At 70.3% G+C, this 14259-nt stretch carries 14 protein-coding genes; 8 read left to right on the forward strand and 6 right to left on the reverse strand.

What is annotated here, in order from left to right:
• Positions 1–54: 54 nt before the first annotated feature.
• From ACWGJB_RS04815 to ACWGJB_RS04825, 3 genes are all read right to left on the reverse strand, one after another.
• On the reverse strand, positions 55–759 hold the full coding sequence (locus ACWGJB_RS04815) for a L,D-transpeptidase family protein (RefSeq protein WP_453378828.1): 705 nt from the start codon (positions 757–759) through the stop codon (positions 55–57).
• Between the two features lie 3 nt (positions 760–762).
• Positions 763–1350: a pyridoxamine 5'-phosphate oxidase family protein gene (locus ACWGJB_RS04820; protein WP_453378829.1), complete on the reverse strand. Its 588-nt coding sequence runs from the start codon at positions 1348–1350 to the stop codon at positions 763–765.
• A gap of 143 nt (positions 1351–1493) precedes the next feature.
• Positions 1494–2378 (reverse strand): hypothetical protein, encoded by an 885-nt coding sequence (locus ACWGJB_RS04825; RefSeq protein ID WP_453378830.1) that lies wholly within the window; start codon positions 2376–2378, stop codon positions 1494–1496.
• A gap of 213 nt (positions 2379–2591) precedes the next feature.
• Between ACWGJB_RS04825 and ACWGJB_RS04830 the strand changes: the two genes are divergently transcribed.
• From ACWGJB_RS04830 to ACWGJB_RS04850, 5 genes are all read left to right on the forward strand, one after another.
• Entirely contained in the window at positions 2592–3788 is a 1197-nt protein-coding gene (locus ACWGJB_RS04830) for an argininosuccinate synthase (RefSeq protein ID WP_453378831.1), read from the forward strand.
• 118 nt (positions 3789–3906) lie between these two features.
• Positions 3907–5340 (forward strand): argininosuccinate lyase, encoded by a 1434-nt coding sequence (argH, locus tag ACWGJB_RS04835; RefSeq protein WP_453378832.1) that lies wholly within the window; start codon positions 3907–3909, stop codon positions 5338–5340.
• Between the two features lie 164 nt (positions 5341–5504).
• Complete coding sequence (locus tag ACWGJB_RS04840; protein WP_453378833.1) at positions 5505–6479, forward strand: aldo/keto reductase; 975 nt, start codon at positions 5505–5507, stop codon at positions 6477–6479.
• Positions 6480–6564: 85 nt separating this feature from the next.
• On the forward strand, positions 6565–7116 hold the full coding sequence (locus ACWGJB_RS04845) for a TetR/AcrR family transcriptional regulator (RefSeq protein WP_453378834.1): 552 nt from the start codon (positions 6565–6567) through the stop codon (positions 7114–7116).
• Positions 7113–8645 carry an MFS transporter gene (locus tag ACWGJB_RS04850; protein ID WP_453378835.1) on the forward strand — a complete coding sequence of 511 codons (1533 nt, stop codon included), beginning with the start codon at positions 7113–7115 and terminating at the stop codon, positions 8643–8645. The genes ACWGJB_RS04845 and ACWGJB_RS04850 overlap by 4 nt, the downstream gene beginning before the upstream one ends.
• Before the next feature lie 4 nt (positions 8646–8649).
• On the opposite strand, the gene ACWGJB_RS04855 is transcribed toward ACWGJB_RS04850, so the two are convergent.
• On the reverse strand, positions 8650–10290 hold the full coding sequence (locus tag ACWGJB_RS04855) for a multicopper oxidase family protein (protein ID WP_453378836.1): 1641 nt from the start codon (positions 10288–10290) through the stop codon (positions 8650–8652).
• A gap of 162 nt (positions 10291–10452) precedes the next feature.
• Positions 10453–11124: a lysophospholipid acyltransferase family protein gene (locus tag ACWGJB_RS04860; RefSeq protein WP_089103180.1), complete on the reverse strand. Its 672-nt coding sequence runs from the start codon at positions 11122–11124 to the stop codon at positions 10453–10455.
• Positions 11125–11444: 320 nt separating this feature from the next.
• Between ACWGJB_RS04860 and ACWGJB_RS04865 the strand changes: the two genes are divergently transcribed.
• The 3 genes from ACWGJB_RS04865 to ACWGJB_RS04875 all read left to right on the forward strand — a co-directional run bounded on the left by ACWGJB_RS04865 (position 11445) and on the right by ACWGJB_RS04875 (position 13752).
• On the forward strand, positions 11445–12629 hold the full coding sequence (locus tag ACWGJB_RS04865; protein ID WP_453378837.1) for a glycerophosphodiester phosphodiesterase: 1185 nt from the start codon (positions 11445–11447) through the stop codon (positions 12627–12629).
• Between the two features lie 74 nt (positions 12630–12703).
• Positions 12704–13210, forward strand: a complete 507-nt coding sequence (locus tag ACWGJB_RS04870; protein ID WP_453378838.1) for a sigma-70 family RNA polymerase sigma factor — start codon at positions 12704–12706, stop codon at positions 13208–13210.
• A 44-nt stretch (positions 13211–13254) separates the two neighbouring features.
• Positions 13255–13752 (forward strand): GNAT family N-acetyltransferase, encoded by a 498-nt coding sequence (locus ACWGJB_RS04875; RefSeq protein WP_453378839.1) that lies wholly within the window; start codon positions 13255–13257, stop codon positions 13750–13752.
• Positions 13753–13839: 87 nt separating this feature from the next.
• On the opposite strand, the gene ACWGJB_RS04880 is transcribed toward ACWGJB_RS04875, so the two are convergent.
• A complete protein-coding gene (locus tag ACWGJB_RS04880) occupies positions 13840–14259 on the reverse strand; it encodes a hypothetical protein (RefSeq protein WP_453378840.1) in 420 nt (139 codons plus the stop codon).

Genomic DNA, 14259 nt, shown 5'->3' on the forward strand with positions numbered 1-14259 from the left:
GGTGCTACCGCGAGCCGCCGCGCACATCAACGGGCACCACGGACACCACCGTCATCAGTACCGGGTGATCGCCGTGGCCCCGCCGGCGGTCCCGATGGCGATGTGCGGCGCCCGGGCCGGATCCGCCCACCGGAGGATCTCCTGCATCGCGTCCAAGGGCACCGACACGCAACCGGCGGTGGCGCCCTGCCCGTTGACATGCAGGAAGATCCCGGCGCCCCGCCCCCGCACGGGCCGCTCGTAGTTGAACCCGATCACCAGTGCGTGCGCGTACTGCGTCGTGTACGACGACAGCTGCTCGGACTCGGTGGTACGGCAGTCGGCGGGCAACGGCTCGACCCAACGGTTGTAGGAGGTCGAGTCGTTGTCCTGGCACCACCACGAATTCGCCGTCACCGGCCGGTACGTGACAGAGGTCCCCGCCGGCGCCGGCAGGATGCCGAACCCGAACGGAACGTCGAACAACCCCGTCGGAGTGGTGTTCGTACCCTGCTGCCGCTCGGCCCCCTCGACCAGCCCCTTCGCCCCGAACCGGGCCGCGGCCGACCCCACCTGCGCCCACTGCCCGTCCCGACGCTCCCACCAGGTCAAGGTCCCCGAGGTCGAATTCAGCGCGGACGCCTCCGCGGTGATCAGCTGGTCGCCGCCGCCCGTGTCGGCCATACGCGCGGGCAGCGGCGAGGCGTCCCCGTCCCCCGGTGCCGCGCCGAGCAGCAGCAGGGAAGCCGAGACGAGGGTGACGACGATGCCTGGACGCATGGCTCAGACGGTAGAGGGCGGCAGCGGCAACGGCAGCCCGGGTAGGCCATCCAGGCTCACCGCGATGTGGTCCTTCTTCTCGAAGTACGCGCTCAGCGAGGCGTCGTCCTCGCGTGCGAAGCGCCTCCCGTGCAGGTCGCGGTCGGCGTCGTACGCCATGTAGGGGACCGCGTAACCGCAGGTGTCCCGGACGAGTTCGGCGTGCACGACGATGATCGCGCGCAGGCCGTGCGGGGTGGGGTCGATGCCGGGGAAACGGGTCAGCAGGTCCCCGAAGCGCGGGTCGTCGCGGAAGACCGGCTCGCCGCGGCCGTGCACCCGCACGATGTTCGGCGGGCCCTGGAACGCGCACCACATCAGGGTGATGCGGCCGTTCTCCCGCAGGTGGGCGATGGTCTCGGCGTTGGAGCCGGCGAAGTCCAGGTAGGCCACGGTGTGTTCGTCGAGCACCGCGAAGGAGCCCTTGAGGCCCTTGGGGGAGAGGTTGACCGTGCCGTCGCCCGCGAGCGGGGCGGTGGCGGTGAAGAACAGGGGCTGTTCCTCGATGAACGTGCGGAGCCTGCCGTCGATGCGCTCATAGGTCTTTCCCATACCGGGCAATTATCGGCGCATTCACTTCGGGCGGCTGAGCAATTCCGGCATCCGGACGCCGCGGGCGGGCCCCAGGCCTTCGGACACCACTGTGGCCGCCCCGGCCGGCGCTGTACACGGGGCGGCCACAGCTGCCTGTCACGTCACTTGGTGAGCGTGCAGGCGGCCAGGGAGTCGAGGCCGGCCGGCTTGGCCGACGTACGGCCGATCGCGATCGCGATCCGGTCGATGGTCGACTTCCGCTTGTCCGCCAGGGGGCCGAGGATCGCGTTCTGCACGAAGTTCGGGCCGCCCTGGCCGACCGTGGTCCGAAGCCGGTTGTCGGCCTCGTCGATCTGAGTCTGGAGCAGGGTGAGGTTCCGGTCGACCTCCGCTTGCGCGGACGCGGGGATCGCCGGCAGCTGCGAGGCGACGTCGGGGCAGGTGATCGTGCCCACCGCGGAGCCGCCGGTGCTCGTGCCGGTGCTGCCGGTCGACTGCTGCTGGGTGGCCGCCGCGCTCGGCGTGGCCGAGGCCGTGCCCGTCGCCGTACCGCTGCCCGTGTTCGTGCCGCTGCCGGTGTTCGTGCCGGTCCCGCTCGCGTTCAGGGTGCACGGCGCCAGCGCGTCCAGGCCGGTCGGCTTGGCGGCCGTACGGCCGATCGCCGTCGCGATCCGGTTGACGGTCGCCACGCGCTTGTCCTTGAGGGGACCGAGGATCGCGTTGTTCACGAAGTTCGGGCCGCCCTGGCCCACCGTGTCGACCAGCCGCTTGTTGGCCTCCTGGATCTGGGTCTGGAGGAGCGTGAGGTTGCGGTCCACCTCGGCCTTCGCGGAGGCGGGGATCGCCGGCAGCTGCGAGGCGACGTCCGGGCAGGTGATGGTGGAGGGCGAGGCGGCGAGGGTGCGCGCGTTGCTCGTGCCACTGCTCTTGTCGGGCGTACCGGCGAGGGCCGAACCGGCGATGACCGCACCGGACAGCGCCACGGCGGCGGCACCGCCGATGAGCGCGACGCGACGCTTGTTGTACTTCGGAAGAGCCCTGGACATGCGGATGCCTCACTCGGGTCAGAGGTGGGTTTACAAAAGCGGCGCCGGCGTTCAGGTATGGGTACGAGAAAGCGGTTTCGTTTGTTCAAACCCCTTTCATAGATCTCCGGCACGGCCCGGCAGGTCGCCGTGACCGGAGCGGGTTGGATTGACGAATCATGCAGAGCTCTGCATACTCATGCATAGTAAGGGGATGTACGTGAGGAGGCACCCATGACCGAGCGCGTCGTACTCGCCTACTCGGGCGGGCTGGACACCTCCGTCGCCATCGGCTGGATCGCCGAGGAGACGGACGCCGAGGTCATCGCCGTCGCGGTGGACGTCGGTCAGGGCGGCGAGGACCTGGACGTCATCCGCAAGCGCGCGCTCGCGTGCGGCGCGGTCGAGGCCGAGGTCGCCGACGCCCGGGACGAGTTCGCCGAGGAGTACTGCCTCCCGGCGGTCAAGGCCAACGCCCTCTACATGGACCGCTACCCGCTGGTCTCCGCCCTCTCCCGGCCGGCGATCGTCAAGCACCTGGTCGCCGCCGCCCGCAAGCACGGCGCCGGCACGGTCGCCCACGGCTGCACCGGCAAGGGCAACGACCAGGTCCGCTTCGAGGCCGGCATCGTCGCCCTCGCCCCCGACCTGACCTGCATCGCCCCGGTCCGCGACTACGCGATGACCCGCGACAAGGCGATCGCCTTCTGCGAGGCGAAGCGCCTCCCGATCGCGACCACCAAGAAGTCCCCGTACTCCATCGACCAGAACGTCTTCGGCCGCGCTGTCGAGACCGGCTTCCTGGAAGACATCTGGAACGGCCCGATCGAGGACATCTACGAGTACACGGAGAACCCGGCCACCCCGCGCGAGGCCGACGAGGTGGTCATCACCTTCCGGGCGGGCGCCCCGGTGGCGATCGACGGCAGGCCCGTCACCGTGCTCCAGGCCGTCCAGGAGCTGAACCAGCGCGCGGGCGCCCAGGGCGTCGGCCGGATCGACATGGTCGAGGACCGGCTGGTCGGCATCAAGTCCCGCGAGGTGTACGAGGCTCCAGGCGCCATCGCGCTCATCACGGCCCACCAGGAGCTGGAGAACGTCACCGTCGAGCGTGAACTCGCCCGCTACAAGCGGCAGGTGGAGCAGCGCTGGGGCGAACTCGTCTACGACGGCCAGTGGTTCTCCCCGCTCAAGCGCGCCCTGGACGGCTTCGTCGACGAGGCGAACCAGCACGTCACCGGCGACATCCGGATGACCCTGCACGGCGGCCGCGCGGTCGTCACCGGCCGCCGCTCCGCGTCCTCCCTCTACGACTTCAACCTCGCCACCTACGACACCGGCGACACCTTCGACCAGGCCGCGGCCAAGGGCTTCATCGACATCTACAGCCTGTCGTCGAAGATCGCTGCGCAGCGTCAACTGCGGGCGTAGCCCGACGCGACCTCGCGTAACCGGTCGCGACCTCGCGCAACCAGTAGCGTGACGACCGCCTCCCCGTTCATGGCCGGGGAGGCGGCGCCACATCCGTATCTCTCTAGGAGCAACGCAAGTGAGCAGCAACAGCGGTGACGTTCGGCTCTGGGGCGGCCGTTTCGCCGACGGTCCCGCCGAGGCCCTGGCGAAGCTGTCCGCGTCCGTCCACTTCGACTGGCGGCTCGCGCCCTACGACATCGCCGGTTCGCGTGCCCACGCGCGCGTGCTGCACAAGGCGGGCCTGCTCACCGAGGACGAACTCCAGCGCATGACCGCCGGACTCGACCAGTTGGAGGCCGATGTCGCCGACGGCTCCTTCGTGGGCACGATCGCCGACGAGGACGTCCACACGGCCCTGGAGCGCGGCCTCCTGGAGCGCCTCGGCGCCGACCTCGGCGGCAAACTGCGCGCCGGCCGCTCCCGCAACGACCAGGTGGCGACGCTCTTCCGGATGTACCTCCGGGACCACGCCCGCACGATCGGCGGACTGATCGCCGACCTCCAGGACGCCCTGATCGGCCTCGCGGAGGCCCACCCGGACGTGGCCATGCCCGGCCGCACCCACCTCCAGCACGCCCAGCCGGTGCTCTTCGCCCACCACGTCCTGGCCCACGTCCAGTCCCTGTCCCGGGACGCCGAGCGGCTGCGCCAGTGGGACGAGCGCACGGCCGTCTCCCCGTACGGCTCCGGCGCCCTCGCCGGCTCCTCGCTCGGCCTGGACCCGGAGGCGGTGGCGAAGGACCTCGGCTTCGAGCACGGCAGCTCCGCGAACTCCATCGACGGCACGGCCTCCCGCGACTTCGTGGCGGAGTTCGCCTTCATCACGGCGATGATCGGGGTGAACCTCTCCCGGATCGCCGAGGAGATCATCATCTGGAACACGAAGGAGTTCTCCTTCGTGACCCTGCACGACGCGTTCTCCACGGGCTCCTCGATCATGCCCCAGAAGAAGAACCCGGACATCGCGGAGCTGGCCCGTGGCAAGTCCGGCCGCCTGATCGGCAACCTGACCGGTCTGATGGCCACCCTGAAGGCCCTGCCCCTCGCCTACAACCGCGACCTCCAGGAGGACAAGGAGCCGGTCTTCGACTCCTGCGACCAGTTGGAGGTCCTGCTCCCCGCATTCACCGGCATGATGGCCACCCTCACCGTCAACCGCGAGCGCATGGAGGAACTGGCCCCGGCCGGCTTCTCCCTCGCCACCGACATCGCGGAGTGGCTGGTCAAGCAGGGCGTTCCCTTCCGCGTGGCCCACGAGGTGGCGGGCGAGTGCGTCAAGGCGGCCGAGGCCGAGAACAAGGAACTGGACGAACTGACCGACGACCAGTTCGCGAAGATCAGCGCCCACCTGACCCCCGAGGTACGGACGGTCCTCAACGTCCCGGGCGCCCTGGCCTCACGCAACGGCCGCGGCGGCACGGCGCCGAGCGCGGTGGCGATCCAGCTGGCGGAAGTGAAGGCGGATGTAGCGGACCAGCACTCCTGGGCAACGGCCCGGCAGCAGGCCTAAAGGGGCGCGGGGCTGTGTCGACATGCGGCTACGCCGCGTGGGCGCGACAAGCCACAAGGCGTCCGCACCCGCCAACACACCGCACCACCCGAGCCCTGAGGCGAAGCTCATCGCGGGTTACGTTGGTCAGAAGCCGAACCGGAGCCGACCTGACGGAGCCCGCGATGCCCTTCGCCCGACTGGCAACAGCAACAACCCCCACCTGCCACATCGGCCTCGGCCTCGCCGCAGTCGGCCGCCCCGGCTACATCAACCTCGGCCGCGAGGAGGATCTCGGCGAGGACCGCAGTGTCGGCGCCCTCCGCCACCGCACGCACGAACTCCTCGACGCCGCCTACGCCCAGGGCGTCCGCTACTTCGACGCGGCCCGCTCCTACGGCCGCTCCGAGGAGTTCCTCGCCGACTGGCTGAACGCCCGCCCGGACGCCGCCGCCGACGTGGTCGTCGGCAGCAAATGGGGCTACACCTACACCGCCGGCTGGTCCGCGGACGCCGAGACGCACGAGGTCAAGGACCACAGCGTCCAGACCTACGACCGCCAGCGCGCCGAGACCGCCGAGCTCCTCGGCGACCACCTCGACCTCTACCAGATCCACTCGGTGACCCCGGACAGCCCGGCCCTCACCGACAAGGAACTGCACGCCCGCCTCGCGGAAGCGGCGGCCACCGGCCTCACCGTCGGTTTCTCCACCAGCGGCCCCGCGCAGGCCGACGCCATCCGTGCCGCCCTCGCCGTCACGGTCGACGGCGAGCCTCTCTTCCGTACCGTCCAGTCGACGTACAACGCCCTGGAGACCTCGGCCGGACCGGCCCTCGCCGAGGCGCACGACGCCGGACTGACGGTGATCGTGAAGGAGGGCATGGCCAACGGCAGGCTGGCCGCCCCGCATTCCCCCGACGCGCTGCGGGCCGTGGCCGAGGAGACCGGTCTCGGCTGTGACGCCGTGGCCCTCGCCGTCGTACTGCGACAGCCCTGGGCCGGAGTCGTCCTGTCCGGCGCGGCGACACTCACCCAGCTCGCCTCCAACCTGCACGCGGCCGCCGTCGACCTCGACGAGGACCAGCTGGCCCGCCTCGCCGCCCTGGCCGAGGAGCCGGACGCCTACTGGGAGCGCCGCGGCAGCCTGCCCTGGCACTGACGCGGCACCACCCCTGACCAGCCTCTCGTGACTCACACATGCCCAGTATGAGACAAGCGTGTCTCACGTGGGTTACTCTTGTCTCATGGCCCTCGATCGTGAGCAGGTGCTGCGCAGCGCAGCCGCGTTGCTGACCCGCAAATCCACCGCGACCATGGACGAGGTCGCCAGGGCCGCCGGGATCAGCCGGGCCACCCTGCACCGGCACTTCGCGGGCCGGGACGCGCTCGTGCGCGCGCTGGAGGCGCTCGGTATCGAGGAGTGCGAGGCGGCCCTGGACACGGCCCGCCTGGACGAGGGCCCGGCGGCCGACGCCGTGCACCGCCTGGTCCGCGAGATCGAACCGGCCGCCGGGCTCCTGGCCTTTCTCTACACCGAGAACCAGCTGTTCGAGGGCGAGCAGCAGAACCAGGGCTGGACCCGGATCGACGACCGCATCGCGGCCCTCTTCCGGCGCGGCCAGCAGAGCGGCGAGTTCCGTATCGATCTCACCCCCGCCTGGCTCACCGAGGCGCTGTACGGCCTGCTGGCCTCCGCCGCCTGGGCGGTGACGGAGGGCAGGGTCGCCCCCAAGGACTTCACCCACATGATCGTCGAGCTGCTGCTCGGCGGTGCACGACGAAGAGAGGAATCATGACCAGCACCGTGCGGCCGGCGTTCGCCACGGAGACGGAGGAGAGGCGTCCGGGCCGCTGGGCCGCGCTCACGGTGTTGGTGCTCGCCGTGCTCCTGGTGGCCGTGGACGCGACCGTCCTCGGTCTTGCGACCCCCTACATCAGCGAAGACCTCCAGCCCTCCGGCACCCAATTGCTGTGGATCGGTGACGTCTACTCGTTCGTCATCGCGGGACTGCTGGTCTCCATGGGCAGCCTCGGCGACCGCATCGGCCGCAAGCGGATCCTGCTCGGCGGCGCGACGGCGTTCGGCGCGATATCCGTCCTGAACGCGTACGCGACGACCCCCGGGACGATGATCGCGGCCCGTGCCCTGCTGGGCGTCGCCGGCGCGACCCTGATGCCCGCCACCCTCGCCCTGATCCGCAACCTCTTCCACGACCCGCGCGAGCGCAGCCTCGCCGTCGGCATCTGGGGCGCCACCGCCTCCGCCGGTACGGCCGTCGGCCCGATCGTGGGCGGCTTCCTGCTCGAACACTTCTGGTGGGGCTCGGTCTTCCTGATCAACCTGCCGGTGATGGTGGTCCTGGTCCTCGTCGGCATCAGGACGCTCCCCGAGTCCCGCAACCCCGACCCCGGTCCCTGGGACCTGATCAGTGTCGTCCTCTCGCTGGTCGGCATGATCGCGGTCGTGTACGCGGTGAAGGAGGCCGCGACCCACGGCCTCACCGGAGTCACCGCGGCCACCGCCCTCCTCGGCACCGCGGCCCTCTACGGCTTCGTCCGCCGCCAGTTCACCCTGCCCAAGCCCCTGCTGGACATGCGGCTGTTCCGCGGCCGCGGCTTCAGCGGCGCGGTCCTCGCCGACCTGCTGACCGTGCTCGGCATGTCGGGCCTGGTGTTCTTCCTCTCCCAGTACCTGCAACTGGTCCAGGGCAGGCATCCGTTCGAGGCGGGCCTGGCCGAACTCCCGGCGGCCGTCGGCGCGGTGGCGGCGGGCCTGGTGGCCGGCCGGGCGGCCCGCCGTCACTCGGTGCGGGCGGTGGTCTCCGGTGGCCTGGCCGCCGTCGGCGTGGCCCTCGCGGCCCTGACCACGCTCTCGCAGTCCACCGGCTACCCGATCCTCGGCGCGGCCCTCCTGGTGGTCGGCGTCGGCGCCGGCTTCTCCTTCACGGTGACGGCGGACGTGATCCTCTCCAGCGTCCCCAGGGACCAGGCCGGCGCCGCCTCGGCGGTCTCCGAGACGGCGTACGAACTGGGCGCGGCCCTGGGCATCGCCCTGCTCGGCTCGATCGTGATGGGCGTCTACCGCGGTTTCCCGGGCCCGGCGGGCACCCCGGCCGCCGCCCACGAATCCCTGGGCGCGGCGGTGCAGGCGTCGACGGCCATGCCCCCGCAGACGGCGACCGAGATGCTGGCCGCGGCCCGGGACTCCTTCGTGCACGGCCTGCACCTGGCCTCCGGCGCGGGCGCCGCGGTCCTGCTGGCGACGGCGGTGGCGGCCTGGTTCCTGCTGAAGGGGCAGAAACTGGAAGGCGCCCCGTCGGCGTGACGCCTCACTTCTGGTAACCGAGCACCGTCATCATCCCGCTCTCCGAGTGGTACTGGTTGTGGCAGTGCAGCATCCACAGCCCGGGGTTGTCGGCGTCGAAGTCGAGCACCAGCTTGCGGTGCGGCAACACGATCGTGGTGTCCTTCCGGGCCCCCGCCGAGTTCAGCCCGGTGACCGAGAACGTGTGCCCGTGCAGATGCATCGGATGCCACATGTCGGTCGCGTTGATGAGCGTCAGCCGCACCCGCTCACCGGCCCGCACCGCATGCCGCTGCCGCACGTCGTACGTCTTGTGGTCGAACCCCCAGTCGTACCTCTCCATGGTGCCGGTGATCCTGATCCGCAGGTCGCGGTCGGGTTTCCGGTCGTCCATGCGGACGGATTCGGCCGGCAGCAGCCGGCGGGCCGGCACGATCTCACGGTCCAGCTCGTTCGGGCGGGCATCCGGCGCCGGAAGGTTTCTTCCCTTGTCGGTACGGAGGAGCGCAAGCGCCTTGCCCGGCTTGCCCTCGGCGAGTGCGACGAGCGGGAAGACGCCGTCCTTGGCGGTGACGAGGACGTCGTACCGCTCGGCCATGCCGATGAGCAGGGCGTCGGTCTTCGTGTGCTGGACGGGGTAGCCGTCGGTGTGGGTGACGGTCATGGGGTGGTCGCCGAGCGCGACCCGGAAGGCCGTCTCGGAGCCCGCGTTGATGATCCGGATCCGGATGCGGTCGCCGGGGCGGCAGCGGAAGACGGAGGGGTCGGTGCGCAGCCGCCCGTTGGCCAGGTAGTGGGGGTAGGCGACGTTGCCGCCCTCGCCGTGCAGCATGCTGCTGTGGGAGTCGCGCAGCACCCGGTCGGGGCCCATCCGCATCTTGGACTTGGCCTTGGACGGTGCCGGGGACGCACTCGCCGACCGGCTCGGGCTCGGGCTGCCGTGGCCGGGGCCCATGCCCATCCCCATGTGCATCGCCATGGAGCCGCCGGGCTTGAGCTGGTCGAGCACCTGCTCGGGGTTGGAGCCGTCGATGTCGTCCACCCAGTCGTCCAGGACGACGACCCACTCCTTGTCGTAGGCGAGGGGCTCCTTGGGGTCGTCGACGATGAACGGCGCGTACAGGGCACGGTCGGGTTGCATGCCGACATGCGAGTGGAACAGATAGGTGCCCGGGTGGGCGGCGACGAAGCGGTAGATGAAGTCCGTCCCCGGCGCGATGGACGGCTGGGTCAGGTCCGGAACGCCGTCCATGTCGCAGCGCAGCCGCACCCCGTGCGCGTGCAGCGTGGTCTTCTCGGTCAGCCGGTTGCTGACGGTCAGGCTCAGGACGTCACCGGCGGTGACACGCACCAGCGGACCCGGAACCGACTCGTTGTAGGCCCAGCTGTGCACCGACCGCCCGCCCAGGTCCAGCAAGCTCTCGGCGGCCGTGAACGCGACCATGCGGACGGGGCCGGAGCCGCGCTTCCGCTCGGTCGCGAGCACCTCTGGATCCGACGGGTTGACGAACCCCTTGGGTCCCTGCGGGACGAAAGCCGCGGCCCGGGCCGTGTGCTGCGGGCCGGAGCGCGAGGGGGAGTCGGAGTCGGAACAAGCAGCCAGGAGCCCCGCGCCGGCGGCAGCGAACGAAGCACTGAGCAGGGTACGCCGAGAAGGTTTCTGCATGTCTGAATAAGACATGCTGTGTGCTCATATGGCCGGTAAATGCGAAGGAATGACCGAAGTGTCGGGCCAGATTCCACCGCCAGGCGGACGTGGACGGATGTCAGGCGGATGGCAGACAGAAGGGCACGGACCTCAGGTCCGTGCCCTTGCGCCGAAAGAGTGTCAGGCGGCCTTCGCCTTCGTGGCGTACATGTCCACGTACTCCTGCCCGGACAGCCGCATGACCTCGGCCATCACCGAGTCGGTCACGGCCCGCAGGACGTAGCGGTCCCGGTCCATGCCCTCGTACCGGGAGAACTCCATGGCCTCGCCGAACCGGACGGTGACCTTGCCCGGCCGCGGGATGCCCGCGCCGCCCGGCTGCAGCTTGTCGGTGCCGATCATCGCGAACGGCACCACCGGCGCGCCGGTCATCAGCGTCAGCCGCGCGATGCCGGTACGGCCCCGGTACAGCCGGCCGTCGGGGGAGCGGGTGCCCTCCGGGTAGATCCCGAAGATCCGGCCCTCGTCCAGGACCCGCTTGCCGGTCATCAGCGCGGCGACACCGCCGCTCGCGCCGTCCCGGTCCACCGGGATCATGCCGACGCCGGTGAAGAACCAGGCCATCAGCCGGCCCTTGAAGCCCTTCCCGGTGACGTACTCGTCCTTGCCGATGAAGAACACCTGCCGCTTGCTCACGAGCGGCAGGATCATCGAGTCGATGAACGTCAGGTGGTTCCCGGCGAGGATGACCGGACCGTCCCCCGGGATGTGCTCCACGCCCTCCACCTGGGGGCGGAACATCAGGCGCATGATCGGTCCGAGCACTGCCTTGATGAGCGCGAAGCGGGACAACGGGTCCTCCGATGTCGAGGGGCGGTATGAGTCTGTGCAGGTGAGGACATTACTCGCGGCTCCCTGGGGAGCGCACATCGAGGACGGCCGGTTCACCGAGGTCTTACGCACTGTTGACGCGGGTTTACCTGCGGTGCCGCCCGGGAGACAGCTTGCGGCGCGGCCGAGGCGATGTGACGGAAGTCGCCGACGGACCGTCATGACGCGCCGTCCATCAGCCATACGGAGTCATCCGGCCGTTGGGCCGGCGGCCTCCCGTCGGTCACGTCCGCCGCCCTACGATCAGCCGGCATCGAAGGGCGAAGGTCAGGAGAGCGCTCATGAACACGAACGACTCGAACGAGCGGACACAGGTGAACGGCATGACCGGACGGCGGGCACTGCTCGGCGCCGCGGTGCTCGGCGCCGGCGGAGCGGTCCTCGGACTGCCCGGCGCCGCCAGAGCGGCCGAGGCGAAGCAGTCCGGTCACGGCCACGGCGGCCTGAAGAGCCTGCCGAAGCCGACGATCATCGGCCACCGCGGCGCCAGCGGCTACCGCCCGGAGCACACCTTCGGCTCCTACAACCTGGCCCTCGACCTCGGCGCCGACATAGTCGAGGCCGGTGACCTCGTCCCCACCAAGGACGGCCACCTGGTCTGCCGCCACGAGCCGGAGATCGGCGGCACCACGGACGTCGCCGACCACAAGGAGTTCGCCGGCCGCAGGACCACCAAGGTCCTGGACGGCGTTCCCACCACCGGCTGGTTCACCGAGGACTTCACCCTCGCCGAGCTGAAGACGCTGCGCGCGATCGAGCGCATCCCGGCCAACCGCCCGCACAACACGCTCTACAACGGCCACTGGGAGATCCCCACCTTCGAGGAAGTCCTCAAGTGGCAGGACGAGCAGACCCGCAAGCGCGGCAAGCAGGTCTGGATCTACCCCGAGACCAAGCACCCCACCTACTTCCGCAGGCTGGGCCTCGGCCTTGAGGAGCGGGTCGCCAAGCTGCTGCGCAAGTACGGCAAGGACAAGCGGAACTCGCCGGTCATCCTGCAGTCCTTCGAGCCGACCAGCATCCAGCGCCTGAACACACTGCTCGACAACCCGCTGGTCGTCCTGCTCTCCGCGGCGAACACCCAGCCCTACGACTTCGTCGCGACCGGCGACCCGCGCACCGTCGCCGACCTGATCACGCCGAAGGGTCTGCGGGAGATCGCCGGCTACGCGCAGGGCATCGGCCCGACCCTCGACCTGGTCATCCCGAAGGACGCCAACGGCGACTTCACCACGCCGAGCACGCTGGTCGCGGACGCGCACAAGGTGGGTCTGGTCCTGCACCCCTACACCATGCGCAACGAGAACCCCTTCCTGCCGCCGGCCTACCGCAAGGGCAGCGACGTCACCGCGTACGGCGATGTCTTCCCGGTCTTCCAGACCTACTTCGAGACCGGTATCGACGGAGTCTTCTCGGACAACGCCGACACCGCGATCCTGGCCCGCGACGCCTTCGTCAACGGCTGAGCCACCGCACCCCGTTCGGGGTGAGTCCCGGCCGCCCCGGCAACCCGTCCCGGGGCGGCCGCGTCGTTCCGCATATGACGGACGATCTGGTTGCCGCCCTGGGCCCCCTGCTCACCGCCGAGGCCTCGGCCGAGGCGTATGCCTGCGGCAGCGACCCCGGCGACCTGGAACAGGCCGTCTGGCTCCGTCTGCTGGAGCGGCTGGCGGCCCACGGCCCGCCCCGGGCCCCCGAGGACTGGCTGCGCAGAGCCGTCCGCGCCGAGTCCCGCCGCACCCGCCGTACGACACGCCATGAACGCCCCTACGGCACCGATCCCGCCGACCATGCCACCCCCACGCCCGAACAGCGCGTCCTCACCACCGCCCACCGCCGTGCCGTGCGCGAGGCGGTCGCGCGCCTCCCCGGCCGCTGCCCCCGACTCCTTCAGGCCCTGCTCTCCCCGAAGGACCTGACATACCGGGAGATCGCAGGGGAGTTGGGTATCTCACAGGGCAGTCTGGGACCGGAACGTTCCAGATGTCTGGGATGTCTGCGCCGAGTGTTGACGCCGGAGGTTGCGTCCAGCGAAGCGCGGGGATAGGAGTGAGAACGACAGGCGATCAGGTGAGCGGGAGGCGTGCGCACATGGGCATGAGCGTGACCATCTCGGTGGCGACCGAGCAGGATGTAGAGCAGATCTTCAGGCTCCAGTACCTGTGCTTCCAGAGCGAGGCGGCGCTGTACGGCAACTACCGCATCGACCCGCTCGTCCAGAGCCTCGACTCGGTCCGCCAGGAGGTCGCGTCCGACTGCGTCTTCGTCGCCCGACTCGGCGAGGAGGTCGTCGGCTCGGTCCGCGGCTCGGTCACCGACGACGGCGCCGCCGCCATCGGCAAGCTCTGCGTCCACCCCCGCCTCCAGGGCCACGGCATCGGCGCGCGGCTGCTGCGCGCGGCCGAGGAGGCCCTCGCCGAACAGCGCGGCGCCAAGAGGTTCCGCCTCTTCACCGGCCACCGCAGCGAGGGCAACCTCCGCCTGTACCGCCGGGTCGGCTACGAAACGGTGGGCACGTCGAAGGGCGCGGACGGCGTCCCGATGATCGTCCTGGAGAAGCCGGCCGGTACTTACGCGACAACTGCCTAGCTTTTCAACGCCCCGAAGTGGAGCGCCCCGAAAGGGGCGCGGGGAACTGCGCGACAAGCCACGACGGCCCCGCTGTCGCCCCGTTGCTCAGCCCTCCTGCTGCCTGGGCGTCTTCCGCAACCAGTACAACGCGGAGATCGGCAACAGCACCGGAATGAACACGTACCCCATCCCGTAGTCCGACCACACGGTCGCGTCCGGGAACGCCGAAGAGTCGACCAGCGTCCACGTACCCACGATCAACACCCCGGCCAGCTCGGCGGCACAGCACACCTGCGCCGCCCTGCGCGCCGCCTCGCCGCCCCGCACCAGCGTGTACGTGATGAACCCGTACACCACCCCCGCGACCGCCGACAGCGAGTACGCGAGCGGCGCCCGGTCGAACTCGGTCGCGATCTGGTACGCGGATCGCGACACGGCCCCGACGACCATCACGCCGTAGAACCACACAAGAAGCGTGCCCGGCCCACTGGTGAGCCGCTTCGGCCTCTGTTCCACGGTCGTCAT

The sequence above is a fragment of the Streptomyces sp. NPDC054813 genome (assembly GCF_053611365.1).